Here is a 14,212-nt window from a genome sequence, read left to right on the forward strand (position 1 = left end):
CTGTCGGTAAAGCGGGACTGCTTCATGGAACCTCCTCGGGAAAGACTACGAGAAAATTCCACCTATGGCGTCAGCTAACTGGCGGGGGGATTACCGTTGAAGCGCTGCCGCTTCGTCCCGGCATGCGCGTTCTGGAAATTGGCTGCGGCCCTGGCGTTGCTGCCCGGGCCGTGCTCCAGCGAATTGGCAACGGCCACGTCTTGGCCATCGATCGATCCGCCAAGGCCATTGCCCAGGCCACTGCAGGCTCCGCGGCCGAGCTGGCATCCGGCCGGCTCGAATTCCGCTGCGTTGCGGTCGAGGATTTCGTTCTTGTCAAGACCGAGCGGCCTTATGACCTGGCCTTCGCCGTACGGGTCGGCGCCTTGGACGGCCGGCATCCCAAGGCAGGCCGCATTGCCCTTGGCCGGCTGCAGCAGGCGCTGGTCAAGGACGGCAGGCTGTTCATTGATGGTGGCGATCCGCTCAATGAGGTCACGCTTGGCGTGACGTGACAATTCGTTCAAGCCGGAGCCGCTTCTCGGCCCGGCTTGATTCAGGAAAAGGCGCCAATGAAAGATCAAACTCCCTCCCAGAAGGCTTGCCTTGTGTTGCTTCTGCTGTCTGTCGGAACATCCTTTGGCATCGTGGCCTCCAGGATGGATGCCGGTCACTTGCGCAATGCGGTGCTTTCACTCAACTGGTTTCTCTGGCTGCTGTTTACGGTCATGTACCCGGTTTCAGTCGTCGAGTCCGGCGCGCTGCCAGGGACTCAAACCGGGCACCTCACCCATCGGCGGTTTTCGCCTGTACCGTTTTGGACCGGCCTGGTAGCCACCACGGTTTTATGGATAACCTGGTTCTTGTGCATCACTCTCATGTCCTACATGGCATGGCACCGCGGTGCCTGATCATCATTCAAGCCGAGCCGCCGCGCGGTTCGCCTTGAGTCAAGCATTGGCGCGATATGAACGATCGTCGCACCGCCATCAAGCTCACCTTCCGCGAAGTCGACGCCACCACCTGGCCCGACTTCGAGCGGCTGTTTGCGGCGCGCGGTGGTCCCAAGTCGTGCTGGTGCATGCTCTGGCGCGCGACAGCCGACGAGGCCCGACGCCGCGATGGCGCCAGCCGCAGGGCGGCCATGGCCGCCCGTGTCCGCGCCGGAATGCCGGTGGGCCTGCTGGGCTATCACGACGGCGAGCCGGTGGCCTGGTGCTCCATTGCGCCACGCGCGAGCTACCGGCGCCTGGTGAGCGATGGCTCCCCCGACGACGGGGTCTGGTCGATTGCCTGTTTCTTCGTCGTGCGTCCGCTGCGCGGCAGCGGCGTGACCCGGCAACTGCTGGCGGCGGCGCTGCGCCTTGCGCGCCGGCACGGCGCCAGGGTGGTCGAGGCCTATCCGGTGGATGCCGACTCGCCCAGCTACCGCTTCATGGGGTTCGTGCCCTTGTTCGAGGCGGCCGGTTTCCGTGAGACCGGGCGCGAAGGCACGCGCCGCCACGTCATGCGCCGCGAGCTGCGCGCACCGATGCGGTGATGCTCACCGACCCGGCAACGGCATCCCGCGGAACGCCTTGACCGTGCGCAGCACGAAGCTGGAATTGACGTCGGCGACGCCGGCCTGGTTGAGCAGGCGGTCGAGCAGGAAGCGCGAGAAATGCTCCAGGTCCTGCACGACGATCTGCAGCAGGTAGTCCATGTCGCCGGTGAGGGCGTGACAGGTGATGACCTCGTCCCAGGCGTTGACGAACGCACCGAACGCGGCGACCGCCTCGGCGTCGTGGCGAGCCAGCTGCACGCGCACGAAGGCCTGCAGGCCCAGGCCGAGGCGTTCGGGGTCGACCTGGGCGCAGTAGCCGGCGATGACGCCCTCGCGCTCCAGCCGTTGCACCCGGCGCAGGGTCGCCGAGGCCGACAGGTGCACGCGTTCGGCCAGCTCGGCATTGGTCAGGCGGCCGCTGCGCTGCAGCTGCGCCAGCAGCAGCAAGTCGGTGCGGTCGAGCTCGATGGCGGCCATGTTCGTGCGCTCTTATCTGTATTTGCGCAATTATCTTGCGCCGTAATCGCTTCAAGACGCAACAACGCAAGCTTATTGCGCGAGTGCGGGGCTACAGTCGGACCTTAACCAAGGAGTCCGCGATGACCACCGCCACCGCCAGTCGCACCGAACACCAGCTCACCGACAAGGGCTACGTGCCGGTGTACACGACCGCGGTGGTCGAGCAACCGTGGGCGAGCTACAGCGCGAGCGATCACGCGGTCTGGGCGACGCTGTTCCAGCGCCAGCGCGAAGTGCTGGTCGGCCGTGCCAGCGACGAGTTCCTGCGCACCCAGCAGGCGATGGGCATGACGCCCGACCGCATTCCCAAATTCGACGACCTCAACCGCATGCTGCGCCGCGCGACCGGCTGGGAGCTGATCGGCGTCGAGGGGCTGCTGCCGGAGCTGACCTTCTTCGAGCATCTGGCCAATCGCCGTTTCCCGGTGACGTGGTGGATCCGCAAGCCCGAGCAGCTCGACTACCTGGCCGAGCCGGACCTGTTCCACGACCTGTTCGGCCACGTGCCGCTGCTGATGAACCCGGTGTTCGCCGACTACATGCAGGCCTACGGCCGCGGCGGCGTCAAGGCGCACGGCATCGGCCCGGAGGCGCTGGTCCACCTGACGCGGCTGTACTGGTACACGGTCGAGTTCGGCCTGATCCGCCAGCACGACGGCCTGCGCATCTACGGCAGCGGCATCGTCAGCTCCAAGGGTGAGTCGATCCATTGCCTGGAATCGCCCGCGCCCAACCGGATTGGTTTTGACCTGGAGCGGATCATGCGCACGCGCTACCGCATCGACACCTACCAGAAGACCTACTTCGTCATCGACAGCTACGAGCAGTTGATGGAAGCGACGACGCCGGACTTCACGCCGATCTATGCGCGGCTGGCACAGCACGAGTCGGTCCCGGCCGGCGACGTGCTCGACACCGATGTCGTGTTCAATCGCGGCACGGGTGAGGGCTGGCTGGTCGACGGCGACGTGTGATGGGGCATGCGGCCTGGGCGATTGATTCGCTCTGGCTGTTTGACTCGCTCTTCTAGTTAATCATTCCCGCGAAGGCGGGTATCCAGGGACTTAGCTTGCCGTTGCCGTTATTCAGCCGAACGGGCAATAGCGAAGCTTCCGTCCGCTAAAGCGGCCGGGTCACTTTTCTTTGCAGGCCCAAAGAAAAGTAACCAAAAGAAACGGCCTCCCTCGACAGGGCAAACCTAAAACTTCACTGTTACGGGGATTTTCCGACTCGCCATCCTGGCTCGGTCGGAAAACGGCGTGCATCCATGCACGCCGCCCTTCGGGTCTGGTTAGCCAATCGGCGATTCTATGAATCAACGCGCTGCGTAAAGCAGTAGGCTGCGAGCGCTCAGCTGGTACACATCATTGCCTTCGACGACCGTGATGCTTCTGTCGCCACGGCAGCACGCAGCTGTGGACTCAGCAGCTGCCGCGCCAGTTGCCGTGCCGCCACGCGCAGCTCCGGCACCGCGGTGATCTCCCACAACTGCGCACGCAGCAGCGGACCCAGTGCGTACAGGCCGCGCACCGGCACGCCGTGGGCGTCCAGCGCCTCGAAGCGCGGGGAGGCGTTGAGGCCAAGGCCGAGCGGGTCGGCGCTGACCAGGCCGGACTCGCGCAGGTGCGCGATCAACGGGTGGCTGGTGCGCTCCAGGTCGGTATCGAAACCGGTGGCGCGGATCAGCACGTCGAAGCGTTCGCTGCTGGCATGGGCGAAGCCGCGCTCGCGGATCAGCACTTCGACCGCGTCGCTGCTGCGGCGCGCGCGCAGCAGGCGACCGGCGCGCACCCGCAGGCGGCCGCGCTCGCGCAGGGTTTCCAGTTCGGCCGCCAGCGGCGGCGCCAGGCGATGGCGCAGCACCTCCCAGTACGAGCGCAGGTGACGCAGGAAACGCGCCCGCTGCGGCGGCGCCAGTCCGCGCCAGAAGCCCTGCAGGTACGGCCGCAATGCATCGATCAGCGCGCGCCAGTCGGGCACGATCGGCGACAGCGTGCGCAGCGCGCGCACCAGTTGGCGCAGGTCGTGGCTGTTGAGTGCCTGCAGCACGGTCGGCGGCAGGGCGATCGACGGGCCCGGCGCTTCGGTGTGCGCGCGCGGCAGCAGGCCGTGCCGTGACAGTGCGGTGATCGGACCGCGATGGCCGCGCCGCTGCAGGGTGGTCACCACGTCGGCCATGGTCAGGCCGGTGCCGATGATCAGCACGCGCGCGTTGCGGTCGATGCGGTCAATCGCGCCGCGACCGTCGAGCCCGTTCTGCCAGGGCCAGCCGAGGTAGCTCGGGTGCAGCGCCAGCCGCGGGCCGACCCCGGCCAGCGGCTGCGGCGGCAAGGCGCCGAGCGTCAGCACCACGGCGTCGCTGAGGAAGTCGCTGCCGTCGGCCAGGTGGATGCGGAACGCACCGGCCTCGCGCTCGACCGCGATCGCCTCCTGCTCGATGCGGTTGAGTGCGGCCAGCGACAATTGTGCGGCGGCCTGCAGGCGCGAGTGCAGGTACTCGCCGTAGATCAGGCGCGGCAGAAAGCTGTGACGCGCGCGTTCGGTCAGGTTGAGCCAGTCGGCGAACTCGCCGGGATGATCGGCGGTGGCACCGAGGTCGCGCGCACGCACGTTGAGCAGGTGCTCGGGACGGGCCTCGCCGTAGGCGACGCCGCGGCCGTAGCTGTCGGCCACGCCGACCAGACAGATGTCGACGGCGGCGCCCGCGTTGCGCGCCAGTTCGGTGGCCAGCGCGCAACCGCTGAACCCCGCGCCGATGATGGTGATCCGCATGCCGTTGCTCCGTGATCGTCGGGCGTCCAGTACTAGGCGATCGCCGCGGTGCGGAGGTAAAGCCGTGGTTATTTCGCCGGATTCGCATCGCAACGAAATGGCAGTCCGCCATAACGGATCGGCATGTGGCCGCAGCCGTTGTGGCGCCGGCAGCCGATGTCGGAGTGACGGCGCGACGGTGCGGTTCGTGACTCATCGGTGCGCGATCGCAGTGCTGGCGCGGCGATGCGGCCGCGCCGCGGCGGCTCATCGGCTGTTCGGGCTCGCCGCCGGCTCCGCCAACAACTGCGCCGTGCCGTACGGCACGCCGTCGAGGCGGCCGTGCTTGATCCAGTCGATCAGCAGGCGGAAGTAACCGTCGGCGATGCGCGTCTCGACGCGCGTGCCGTCGGCGCCGGTCTCGAACTGGTGGATGCCGTGATCGGTCTGCGGAAACTCGACGACGGTGATCGGCCGTCCGGCCGCGGCCAGGGCCAGCAGGCGCCGGCGCGTCTCCACAGGCGGGGCCTTGCGGTCGGCTCCGGCCAGCACCCACAGCTGCGGCATCGGCAGGCCGCGCAGGGTCGGCATCGGGTCGTAGTTCCAGCTCGTGTCCGAGCCGCGCAGCGGGCCGACCACGCGCAGGGCCAGCGCCGGGTACTTGATCAGCTCGCCGGTGAATTCGCCGCGCAGGTCCTTCCACCACGGCTCGTGGCCGTAGCGGACGCGCACCGCATCGAGACGATCGAAACCGCGCTTGAAGCCCGAGGCGATCACCGCGCCGGTGGCGTCGGTGACTTCGCGCGCCTTCGCCAGCACGTCGGGGCCGTGGCCGGCGGCGACCAGGTCGAGCATGACCTGGTCGCGGTCCTCGGCCAGCGGGCCATCGGCCAGACCGTAGCCGACGGCGACGAAATCCGCCGCGGTCCGGCTCGCCGCCAATGGCGCCACCCAGCCGGCCTGGCTGCCGCCACCGAAGCCGACGCGGCCGGCACGCGGCCCGGCCAGCCGCCGCGCTTCGCGCATCGCCGCCTGGGCGTCGTCCGCCAGCAAGGAGAAGTCCTGGCTGTAACGGCCGCTGGAATCACCGGTGCCGCGCTTGTCGTAGACGAACACGCCGATGCCGTGGGCCGGCAGCCACTGCTGCTGGTGATTGAAGACCACGGCGGAGTAGTCCTCCGAGCCGTGCACCTGCACCACGATCGGCACCGGGCCGGCGCCCTTGGGCAACACCAGCCGGCCCTTGAGCGTGACGCCGGCGCCGGCGAACGTGGTGTCGGTGACGTCGAACGCCAACCGGTTGCCCGCGCGTCCGTCGAACACGATGCGACCGGCCGCGCACTCGCCGAAGCGCACGCGCACGCCGTCGGTGCGGTCGCTCCAGCCCAGCGTGCTGGTCCACTCGCCGCGCGCATCCGGCGTGAGGCGGCCGGTGCGGCCGTCGAGCAGGCGCCAGCGCAACCGGTCCGGGTCCGAGGTCGGCGAGACGGCGACGACGGTGCCGTCGTGCAGCCGGTACGCGCCGGCGTGGCAGACGACCGTCGGCTCACTGGCCGGGCGGCAAGCGGGCAGCGCGACGACGAACCACAGCGCACAGGCCGCGGCCAGGGCATTGCGTGGAATCACTGCGGGCATGACCGGTCTCCAGTGGCGGGTGGGCGTCATGGGCGGCAGCACGGCGTCGTGACCACCGCCGCGATCAGCGTAGCGCGGTCAGCGGTACCGATGCGGCGGCCTGCGGCTTCCCGCGCCTTGGCGACCCGGGGGTGAAGCAAGGCTGCGCCGGTCACCCGTGCGATCGCAGTGCCTGCAGTCATTGCTTCGACCTGCCGTAAGTCACTTTCGGCCGGCCGGTCATTGCCGGATGCCGCGCGCGGCCGCAGCATGACGGCATGCGCGAAGTGATCCGCTCCCTGTTGCAACCCTTGAACCTGCCGGCACTGCTGACCTGGGCGGCGGTGGCGTTGTCATTGCGCTACGACGACGACCGCGCCACGCCCGCGCTGTGGGCAGCGATGTTGGGCTGGCTGCTGGCATTCCTGCTGGTCGATGTCTTCCGCAAGCAGCGCGTGCGCACCATCGCTGCGGTATTCGTCGTCGAGGCGGTCTGCGCGCTGGCGGTGGTGTGGCTCGCGCCCAGCGGCGGCACCGCGCCGGTGCTGCTGGTGGTGCAGGTGGCGCAGCTGGCGATGACCTATTCGATGCGCACCACGCTGGTGGCCGTGCTGGCGATCAACCTGGCGCTGTACGTGGTGCTGCGCATCGAGAACCACAGCGCGGCGGCGGTGGTGGTGCTGATCTTCATGGGCTTCCAGGGGTTTGCCGCGTTGATCGCGCACTACGCCAGGAGCGCCGAGGACACCCGCGACCGCCTCGCCCTGGTCAACGCCGACCTGCTCGCCACCCGCGCCCTGCTGGCCGACAGCACCCGCGACCGCGAACGCCTGCGCGTGGCGCGCGAGCTGCACGACGTCGCCGGACACAAGCTGACCGCGCTGACCTTGAACCTGCGCGCGATGGCCGTCGACCCGGCCTACGCCGGCCGCCGCGAGATCGTGCTGGCGCAGCAGATGTCGAGTGAACTGCTCGGCGACATCCGCGGCATCGTCCAGGCGATCCGCGACGAGCGCGGCCTCGACCTGGCCACCGCACTGCGTGCGCTGGCGGCGCCGTTGCCACGGCCGGCGCTGCAGTTGCGCATCGACGATGGCGTGCGCATCACCGATGCCGACACCGCCGAGGCGATCCTGCGCCTGGTGCAGGAGGCGCTGACCAACAGCGCGCGCCATGCCGATGCCGATGTCATCCACGTCGTGCTGAGCCGAGCCGGCGACCGCCTGCGGGTCAGCGTCGAGGACGACGGCCGCCTGCGCGGCCCGGTGCGCGAGGGCAACGGCCTGGCCGGGATGCGCGAGCGCATCGCCGCCGCCGGTGGCACCCTGGCGCTGTCGACCTCGGCACGCGGCGCCTTGCGGATCGAGGCGAGCCTGCCGGCATGAGCCCGCCCGGCGCCCCGATCCGCATCGCGCTGGCCGATGACCAGGCGATCGTGCGCGCCGGCCTGCGGGCACTGCTCGAGCGCCAGGGCGTCGACGTCGTGATCGAGGCCGACGACGGCGAGCCGTTGCTGGCGCAGCTCGCCACCACGCCGGTCGATGCGGTGCTCAGCGACGTCCGCATGCCCGGCGTGGACGGCATCGAGCTGGTGCGCCGCCTGCGCGACCGCGGCGACGCCACGCCGGTACTGCTGCTGACCACCTTCGACGACAGCGAGCTGCTGCTGCGCGCCGCGGCAGCCGGGGCGCAGGGTTTCCTGCTCAAGGACGCCGCACCCGAGGACCTGCGCGAGGCGATCGCCCGCGTCGCCGCCGGCGAGACCCTGCTGCAGCCGGTCAGCACCGAGCCGGTGCGCGCGCGCTATCGCTACCACGCCGACGACGCCCCGACCGAGCGCTTCAGCCCGCGCGAGGTCGCGATCCTGCGCCTGCTCGCCGGCGGCTACTCCAACAAGGAGATCGCGCGGGCGATGTTCCTGGCCGAAGGCACGGTCAAGAACTACGTCTCGGCGATCCTCGACAAGCTCGGCACCCGCGACCGCACGCGTGCGGTGCTCAAGGCCATCACCCTGCGCGTGATCTGAGGCGCGTGATCTGAGCGCGCGGTGCCGCGTGGTGAAGACGGGGTGCGATCGATCGCCTGACGACGCGCGCGCTCAGCGCTGCGCCAGCGGCGTGCAGTCCGGCGCCATCGCACCGGCGCGGTGGCTGACGCACTGGCGGAAGTCGGCCGGCAGGCTCGACAGATCGCGCGTCTGGCCGATGGCCAGGTCGAAGGTATCGAGCGGGCGCGTCGAGCACGTTGCGCCGGCGCTGCCGGTGGTCGACCCCGAGAGCGTGCACTGGCTGGCGAACAGCGCGTAGTGGCAGCGGCCGCTGGCGCTGCGCAGGCACTGGAAATGCGCCTTGCCGGGGGCGACCTCGGTGCGACTGAAAAGCTGGTCGACGCCGTCGACCGTGGTGCGGGCGACGACGGTGGTGCCGGGGCCGTCCATGAAGCCGACCATGGCCAACAGGCTGTACACGAATGCAAGGATGCTGCGCATGTCGATTCCTCCGTGATGGCGCCAGCGCGCCGGCGCACTACATGTGACGGAACAGCGCCATGAACGGCTGGCTGACGGTGAGGGTTTCCGGGCGATTCTTCAGGCGCACGGTGCCGCGACCGGTGTCGTCACGGGTGATCGACGCGATCGCCTTGAGGTTGACGATGGTGGAGCGGTGGATCTGGCGGAACGCGGCCGGGTCGAGCGCGTCCAGCAGCTCGCGGATCGATTTGCGGATGATGGCTTCGCCTTCGGCGGTCATCACCACGGTGTACTTGTTGTCAGCGCGGAAGTAGGCAACGTCGTCGACCAGGATCAGCCGCGTTTCGCGTCCGGCGCTGGCGGTGATCCAGGTCAGCGGCGGTTCGCCGCCGGCGCGGCGTGGCAGCACGCCGAGCTTTTCCACCAGCGCCGCCAATGCGGACGCATCCACCTGCCCGGCGGCGGCGCGTGCCTGCACCCGCTGCACGGTCGCGGCCAGGCGCTCGGGCGACACCGGCTTGAGCAGGTAGTCGATGGCGCCGCGCTCGAACGCGTCGATGGCGTACTGGTCGTAGGCAGTGACGAACACCACCTGCGTTGTCGAGCTCGCCTCGGCGGCGGCGGCGGCCACTTCCAGGCCACTCAGGCCGGGCATGCGGATATCGAGGAAGGCGACGTCCGGCGCGTGCTCGTCGATCGCCTCCAGTGCGCTGGCGCCGTCCTCGCATTGCGCGACGATCTGCAACTGCGGCCAGGCCTGGGCCAGCAGCTCCACCAGCGACTGCCGCAGCAGGGCCTCGTCTTCGGCGATGACGGCCTTAGCCATTGCGGCGCTCCCGGGTTTGCGGCCCTTCGACCGGGACCGTGATCGTCGCGGCCACGCCGTGCGGGAAGTTGGCGACGATGGCCAGCGCGGCGGCCTCGCCGTAGACCAGGCGCAGGCGCTCGCGCACGTTGCGCAGGCCGATGCCGGTACCGGTGCTTTCGGCGTTGAAGCCCTGGCCGTCGTCGGCGACGGTGACCGAGACAATGCGGTCGTTGCTGCGTGCCAGGATCCACACGGTGCCGCCGACGGTCTTGGGTTCCAGGCCGTGCTTGATCGCGTTCTCCACCAGCGTCTGCAGCATCATCGGCGGCAGCGGCGTGGCGCGCAGGTCGTCGGGCACGTCGATCTGCAGGTCCAGGCGCGGCCCCATGCGCAGCTTGAGGATTTCCAGATAGGCGCGCGAGCGTTCCAGTTCGGCGCCCAGGGTGGACATCGCCTCGTCGGTGCGCGGCAGCGAGTGGCGCAGGAACTGGATCAGGTGGCCGAGCATCTCGTCGGCGCGGGCCGGATCGGCGCGGGTGAGGATCTGCGCGCTGGCCAGCGTGTTGTAGAGGAAGTGCGGCTCGACCTGGGCGTGCAGCAGGCTGAGCTTGGCAACAGTGAGCTCCTTTTCGGTCTGCGTCTGCGCGACCGCGGCCTGCTCGCTGCGGCGCCGCTCGGCGATGCGGCGCGCGATGGCGCGGGTGATGGCCTCGGCGTTCTCCAGGTTGGTGCCGTCGTCGACCATGAACCAGTCACTCCACACGCCACTGTCGGGCTCGCAGAGCAGGGTGACGCTGCCGGTGCCGTCACCGGGGCTGACGATGGCGCTGATCTGGTTGCCGCGGTTGCGGAACCAGCTCCAATCGCCGGTGAGCTGGGACACGCCGCGGTACGGGTCGCGACGCTCGACCCGCGCCCGCACCTGCAGGCTGTCGCGGGCACTTTCGATGTCGCGCGTGCCCGGCAGCTCGCGGATGGCGGCATCGACCAGGTCGAACGCCTCGCCGGCCTCGAACGGGATCTCGATCTGGCGGCGCTGGCGGTTGCCCAGCACGGCCGGGTCGGCGCTGCCGGTCAGCAGGCGCACGCGGCGCAGGTGCGAGACCGCCCCGGCAACGACGATGCCGATGGTGATCAGGCCGAACAGGAACACCGGCCAGGTATCGAAATTACCCAGCGGCGTCGAGTTGATCACGATCATCAACACGATCAGGGCCACGAACCAGGCCACGGCCAATCGAGCGATGAAGACGAAATGGGTCATCGGGCATCCAGCCAAGGCCCCGCAGGGCAGTGCGGCGGAGCATAGCCGCGCGCTGGTCCAGAGGAAGATCGGTTGCGACCAAACCCGACTGGGCGCGACGAAAGCCCGGTGGCGGCGGACGGACCCGTCCTCCTGGCGGGCCTCGTGCCGGTGCCGGGCGCAGCCCCCTTCCGCGGTCACGGCGCGGGAGACCCTGTCCGGCAAAGCGCGCAGGCCGGCGCGAGCACTTGCGGCTAACGCACGCGGACTAGACTGGCTTCCCCCACTGCACCGCGCGCCCCATGAACGACCGCATCCGCCACCCCGGCCTGCGCGCCAAGCGCATGTCCGCCGACGATGCCGCCGCGCTGATCCGCCCCGGCATGACCGTGGCGATGAGCGGCTTCACCGGCGCCGGCTATCCCAAGGCCGTGCCGCAAGCCCTCGCTGCGCGCATGGAGCGCGCCCACGGCAACGGCGAGACCTTCCGCATCAACGTGCTCACCGGCGCCTCCACCGCGCCCGAGCTCGACGGCGCGCTGGCACGGGCCGAGGGCGTCGAACTGCGCCTGCCGTACCAGTCCGACCCGGCGATGCGCGAGCGCATCAACGCCGGCACCCTCGACTACCTCGACATCCACCTCAGCCACGTCGCCCAGCACACCTGGTACGGCTTCTTCGGCGAGATCGACGTCGCCGTGGTCGAGGTCGCCGGCATCCGCGAGGACGGCTCCCTGATCCCGTCCTCGTCGGTCGGCAACAACAAGACCTGGCTGGACCAGGCCCAGCGCGTGGTGCTGGAGGTCAACCGCTGGCAGCCGGCGGCGCTGGAGGGCATGCACGACATCTACTACGGCACCGCGCTGCCGCCGCATCGCAAGCCGATCCCGCTGGTGGCGCCGGACGACCGCATCGGCGAACCCTACCTGCGCTGCGGCCCGGACAAGGTCGTGGCCGTGGTCGAGACCGACGCGCCCGACCGCAACTCGCCGTTCAACCCGCCCGACGCGGTGTCGCAGCAGATCGCCGCGCACCTGCTCGATTTCTTCGCCCACGAGATCCAGCGCGGCCGACTCACGCCGCAGCTGCTGCCACTGCAGTCAGGCGTGGGCAACATCACCAATGCCGTGCTCGCCGGGCTGGCCAGCAGCGGCTACCGCGACCTCACCGCGTTCACCGAGGTGATCCAGGACGGCATGCTCGACCTGCTCAAGCGCGGCGTGGTGCGTGTGGCCTCGGCGACCTCGTTCTCGCTGAGCCCGGCGGGCATCGACGAGTTCCTCGCCCACGTCGACAGCTACCGCGAGCGCATCGTGCTGCGCACGCAGGAGATCTCCAACCACCCCGAGCTGGTGCGACGGCTGGGCTGCATCGCCATGAACGGGATGATCGAGGTCGACCTGTACGGCAACGTCAATTCCACCCACGTCGCCGGTTCGAAAATCATGAACGGCATCGGCGGCAGCGGCGACTTCGCCCGCAACGCCTATCTGTCGGTGTTCATGTCACCGAGCACGGCCAAGGGCGGCGCGATCTCCGGCATCGTGCCGATGGCCAGCCACGTCGACCACACCGAGCACGACGTGATGGTGGTAGTGACCGAGCAAGGCCTGGCCGACCTGCGCGGGCTGGCGCCCAAGCAACGCGCGCAGCGCATCATCGACCGCTGCACGCACCCGGACTACCGGCCGATGCTGCAGGACTACTTCGACCGCGCCTGCCGCGACAGCTACGGCAAGCACACGCCGCATCTGCTCGACGAGGCGTTGTCGTGGCACCAGCGCTTCGTCGAGACCGGGACGATGCGGCAGTAGGACGGGGCGCACGCGTGCCTGGATGCGGTCGGGCATGTTGAGGTGAAGGGCAGCTATCGGCGGTGGATTCAACCGCCAAAAAGCGGACGTAAGTGCCAGGGTGCTCCCTGCCCCGCCAACTGCATCGCCTCGACGACCGATTGGGCCAATTAGGGTTGCATCGGCGGCGGCGCAAGGTCGGCCTGCCTCCGGTACGCTTACCGGCGGCGGCGCGCCGAGGCGCGGCACCGCGCGCCCCTTCTTTCTGCACGGATAACTTCATGAAGTCGATCGTGACTTTCGCGTTGTTTGCTTTCGCATCGATGCACGCCTCTGCACAGTCAGTGTCGGATACGCCGCGGCAAACGCCGGATGCGTACGCCAAGCCGGGCGAGCGTGTTGCCATCGCGCCCGGTCGCACGCTGAACCTGCGGTGCTCAGGCAACGGACCGCATACCGTGCTGCTGGAAGCCGGGGGAAACGCCGATTCCTCCACTTGGTTCCGCGTGCAGTCGCTGCTGTCGTCGAAGGCGCGCGTGTGCGCGTATGACCGAGCTGGCTATGGTTTCAGCGACGAAGGCCCGCTGCCACGCGATCTCGATGCCGACGTCGCGGACCTCGCTGCATTGGTCGAGGCGGCCAAGTTGAAGACGCCGCTGGTGCTGGCCGGGCATTCGCTCGGCAGCAACATCGTGCGCCGCTACGCGCAGGCACATCCGTCGAACGTCTCCGCCATGGTGCTAGTCGATCCGGCTGAACAGGGTGCCGATGCCCTGCTGCCGGACGCCTGGAAGCGCAAGGACGAGGCTGGACGCGCGCAGCGCAAAGCGTTCCTCGACGCCTGTCTCAAGGCAGCTGAAGCCGGCACCCTGGACAAGGCGGAAGGCCCGCTCGCGTCCTGTCTGCGCGCGCCACCACCGTGGCAGAGCGCGCCCGTCGCCGCAGCGACACGCGCGTACAAGCTCAAGCCGACCTATTGGCGCACGCTGCGTTCGGAACTCGAAGCCAACGCCGCGATCTTCGCCGCATCCGTACCCGCCGATGAGACCCACGGCGACACACCCGTCGTTGTGCTCGTGGCGTCCAGCGACGTGCCCGGCGTACCGGACGACGTGCGTCAGGCGATGCAGCACGCACGCGCACAGACGCAGGAGCGGCTGGTCGCGTCCTCGCGCCAGGGCCGCCGCGTCGACGTGCCGAATGCCTCGCACGACCTCCAGCTCGATGCGCCGCAGGTAGTCGCGGACACGGTAATCGGTGCGCTCGAACCGCGCCGCTGATGCCGTCACGACTTCAGCGGTGCACGGATTCGCCAGTGTCGTCTGACATCGGATCAAGCGTGCTCCTTGCACTTTTCGACGGCTAGCAGTTGCCCCTCAGATATCCGCCTTGGGTCCAGGCTGTGTGAAAACGCATCACTCGTTAGACTAAGCCATCGCGCTGGCATGGGTTACGAATGAAGCGTTTTGTCGAAGGCGAGAGCCGATCCCAG

At 69.1% G+C, this 14,212-nt stretch carries 14 protein-coding genes; 8 read left to right on the top strand and 6 right to left on the bottom strand.

Annotated elements, in window-relative coordinates; genetic code table 11:
• From ACFOLC_RS15750 to ACFOLC_RS15760, 3 genes are all read left to right on the top strand, one after another.
• Positions 1-494: SAM-dependent methyltransferase (locus tag ACFOLC_RS15750; protein ID WP_386760217.1), on the top strand; the 494-nt coding region annotated here is incomplete at its 5' end.
• A gap of 57 nt (positions 495-551) precedes the next feature.
• Positions 552-890, top strand: a complete 339-nt coding sequence (locus ACFOLC_RS15755; protein WP_386760218.1) for a hypothetical protein — start codon at positions 552-554, stop codon at positions 888-890.
• 56 nt (positions 891-946) lie between these two features.
• On the top strand, positions 947-1,519 hold the full coding sequence (locus ACFOLC_RS15760; protein ID WP_386760219.1) for a GNAT family N-acetyltransferase: 573 nt from the start codon (positions 947-949) through the stop codon (positions 1,517-1,519).
• Between the two features lie 3 nt (positions 1,520-1,522).
• Here the strand turns inward: ACFOLC_RS15760 and ACFOLC_RS15765 are convergent, their stop codons facing one another.
• A complete protein-coding gene (locus tag ACFOLC_RS15765) occupies positions 1,523-1,999 on the bottom strand; it encodes an Lrp/AsnC family transcriptional regulator (RefSeq protein WP_386760220.1) in 477 nt (158 codons plus the stop codon).
• A 122-nt stretch (positions 2,000-2,121) separates the two neighbouring features.
• Between ACFOLC_RS15765 and phhA the strand changes: the two genes are divergently transcribed.
• Positions 2,122-3,015 (top strand): phenylalanine 4-monooxygenase, encoded by an 894-nt coding sequence (gene phhA, locus ACFOLC_RS15770; protein WP_386760221.1) that lies wholly within the window; start codon positions 2,122-2,124, stop codon positions 3,013-3,015.
• A gap of 376 nt (positions 3,016-3,391) precedes the next feature.
• On the opposite strand, the gene ACFOLC_RS15775 is transcribed toward phhA, so the two are convergent.
• Complete coding sequence (locus tag ACFOLC_RS15775) at positions 3,392-4,813, bottom strand: FAD/NAD(P)-binding protein (protein WP_386760222.1); 1,422 nt, start codon at positions 4,811-4,813, stop codon at positions 3,392-3,394.
• Between the two features lie 246 nt (positions 4,814-5,059).
• On the bottom strand, positions 5,060-6,427 hold the full coding sequence (locus ACFOLC_RS15780; RefSeq protein ID WP_386760223.1) for an alpha/beta hydrolase family protein: 1,368 nt from the start codon (positions 6,425-6,427) through the stop codon (positions 5,060-5,062).
• Between the two features lie 257 nt (positions 6,428-6,684).
• Between ACFOLC_RS15780 and ACFOLC_RS15785 the strand changes: the two genes are divergently transcribed.
• Entirely contained in the window at positions 6,685-7,791 is a 1,107-nt protein-coding gene (locus ACFOLC_RS15785) for a sensor histidine kinase (RefSeq protein WP_386760224.1), read from the top strand.
• Positions 7,788-8,432, top strand: coding sequence for a response regulator (locus ACFOLC_RS15790; RefSeq protein ID WP_386760225.1), 645 nt, complete (start codon positions 7,788-7,790; stop codon positions 8,430-8,432). Before ACFOLC_RS15785 ends, ACFOLC_RS15790 begins: the two co-directional genes overlap by 4 nt.
• 72 nt (positions 8,433-8,504) lie before the next feature.
• On the opposite strand, the gene ACFOLC_RS15795 is transcribed toward ACFOLC_RS15790, so the two are convergent.
• Genes ACFOLC_RS15795 through ACFOLC_RS15805 form a run of 3 tightly spaced genes read right to left on the bottom strand, consistent with a single transcriptional unit; the run spans position 8,505 to position 10,948 of the window.
• Entirely contained in the window at positions 8,505-8,894 is a 390-nt protein-coding gene (locus tag ACFOLC_RS15795) for a hypothetical protein (protein WP_386760226.1), read from the bottom strand.
• 37 nt (positions 8,895-8,931) lie between these two features.
• Complete coding sequence (locus ACFOLC_RS15800) at positions 8,932-9,702, bottom strand: LytR/AlgR family response regulator transcription factor (RefSeq protein WP_386760227.1); 771 nt, start codon at positions 9,700-9,702, stop codon at positions 8,932-8,934.
• On the bottom strand, positions 9,695-10,948 hold the full coding sequence (locus ACFOLC_RS15805) for a sensor histidine kinase (protein ID WP_386760228.1): 1,254 nt from the start codon (positions 10,946-10,948) through the stop codon (positions 9,695-9,697). Before ACFOLC_RS15805 ends, ACFOLC_RS15800 begins: the two co-directional genes overlap by 8 nt.
• Before the next feature lie 281 nt (positions 10,949-11,229).
• Between ACFOLC_RS15805 and ACFOLC_RS15810 the strand changes: the two genes are divergently transcribed.
• On the top strand, positions 11,230-12,741 hold the full coding sequence (locus tag ACFOLC_RS15810; RefSeq protein WP_386760229.1) for an acetyl-CoA hydrolase/transferase family protein: 1,512 nt from the start codon (positions 11,230-11,232) through the stop codon (positions 12,739-12,741).
• A gap of 260 nt (positions 12,742-13,001) precedes the next feature.
• Positions 13,002-14,000: an alpha/beta fold hydrolase gene (locus ACFOLC_RS15815; RefSeq protein WP_386760230.1), complete on the top strand. Its 999-nt coding sequence runs from the start codon at positions 13,002-13,004 to the stop codon at positions 13,998-14,000.
• Positions 14,001-14,212 lie beyond the last annotated feature (212 nt).

The sequence above is a fragment of the Lysobacter cavernae genome, from assembly GCF_042648505.1.
GTDB classification, from domain to species: Bacteria; Pseudomonadota; Gammaproteobacteria; order Xanthomonadales; family Xanthomonadaceae; genus Lysobacter_L; species Lysobacter_L cavernae.

Bases quoted from the DNA above. Each gene is read 5' to 3' on its own strand.
- ACFOLC_RS15795 (WP_386760226.1), bottom strand. From the start codon at position 8,894: ATGCGCAGCATCCTTGCATTCGTGTACAGCCTGTTGGCCATGGTCGGC.
- ACFOLC_RS15785 (WP_386760224.1), top strand. From the start codon at position 6,685: ATGCGCGAAGTGATCCGCTCCCTGTTGCAACCCTTGAACCTGCCGGCA.
- ACFOLC_RS15815 (WP_386760230.1), top strand. From the start codon at position 13,002: ATGAAGTCGATCGTGACTTTCGCGTTGTTTGCTTTCGCATCGATGCAC.
- ACFOLC_RS15810 (WP_386760229.1), top strand. From the start codon at position 11,230: ATGAACGACCGCATCCGCCACCCCGGCCTGCGCGCCAAGCGCATGTCC.
- phhA (WP_386760221.1), top strand. From the start codon at position 2,122: ATGACCACCGCCACCGCCAGTCGCACCGAACACCAGCTCACCGACAAG.
- ACFOLC_RS15780 (WP_386760223.1), bottom strand. From the start codon at position 6,427: ATGCCCGCAGTGATTCCACGCAATGCCCTGGCCGCGGCCTGTGCGCTG.
- ACFOLC_RS15760 (WP_386760219.1), top strand. From the start codon at position 947: ATGAACGATCGTCGCACCGCCATCAAGCTCACCTTCCGCGAAGTCGAC.
- ACFOLC_RS15805 (WP_386760228.1), bottom strand. From the start codon at position 10,948: ATGACCCATTTCGTCTTCATCGCTCGATTGGCCGTGGCCTGGTTCGTG.
- ACFOLC_RS15800 (WP_386760227.1), bottom strand. From the start codon at position 9,702: ATGGCTAAGGCCGTCATCGCCGAAGACGAGGCCCTGCTGCGGCAGTCG.
- ACFOLC_RS15755 (WP_386760218.1), top strand. From the start codon at position 552: ATGAAAGATCAAACTCCCTCCCAGAAGGCTTGCCTTGTGTTGCTTCTG.
- ACFOLC_RS15775 (WP_386760222.1), bottom strand. From the start codon at position 4,813: ATGCGGATCACCATCATCGGCGCGGGGTTCAGCGGTTGCGCGCTGGCC.
- ACFOLC_RS15765 (WP_386760220.1), bottom strand. From the start codon at position 1,999: ATGGCCGCCATCGAGCTCGACCGCACCGACTTGCTGCTGCTGGCGCAG.
- ACFOLC_RS15790 (WP_386760225.1), top strand. From the start codon at position 7,788: ATGAGCCCGCCCGGCGCCCCGATCCGCATCGCGCTGGCCGATGACCAG.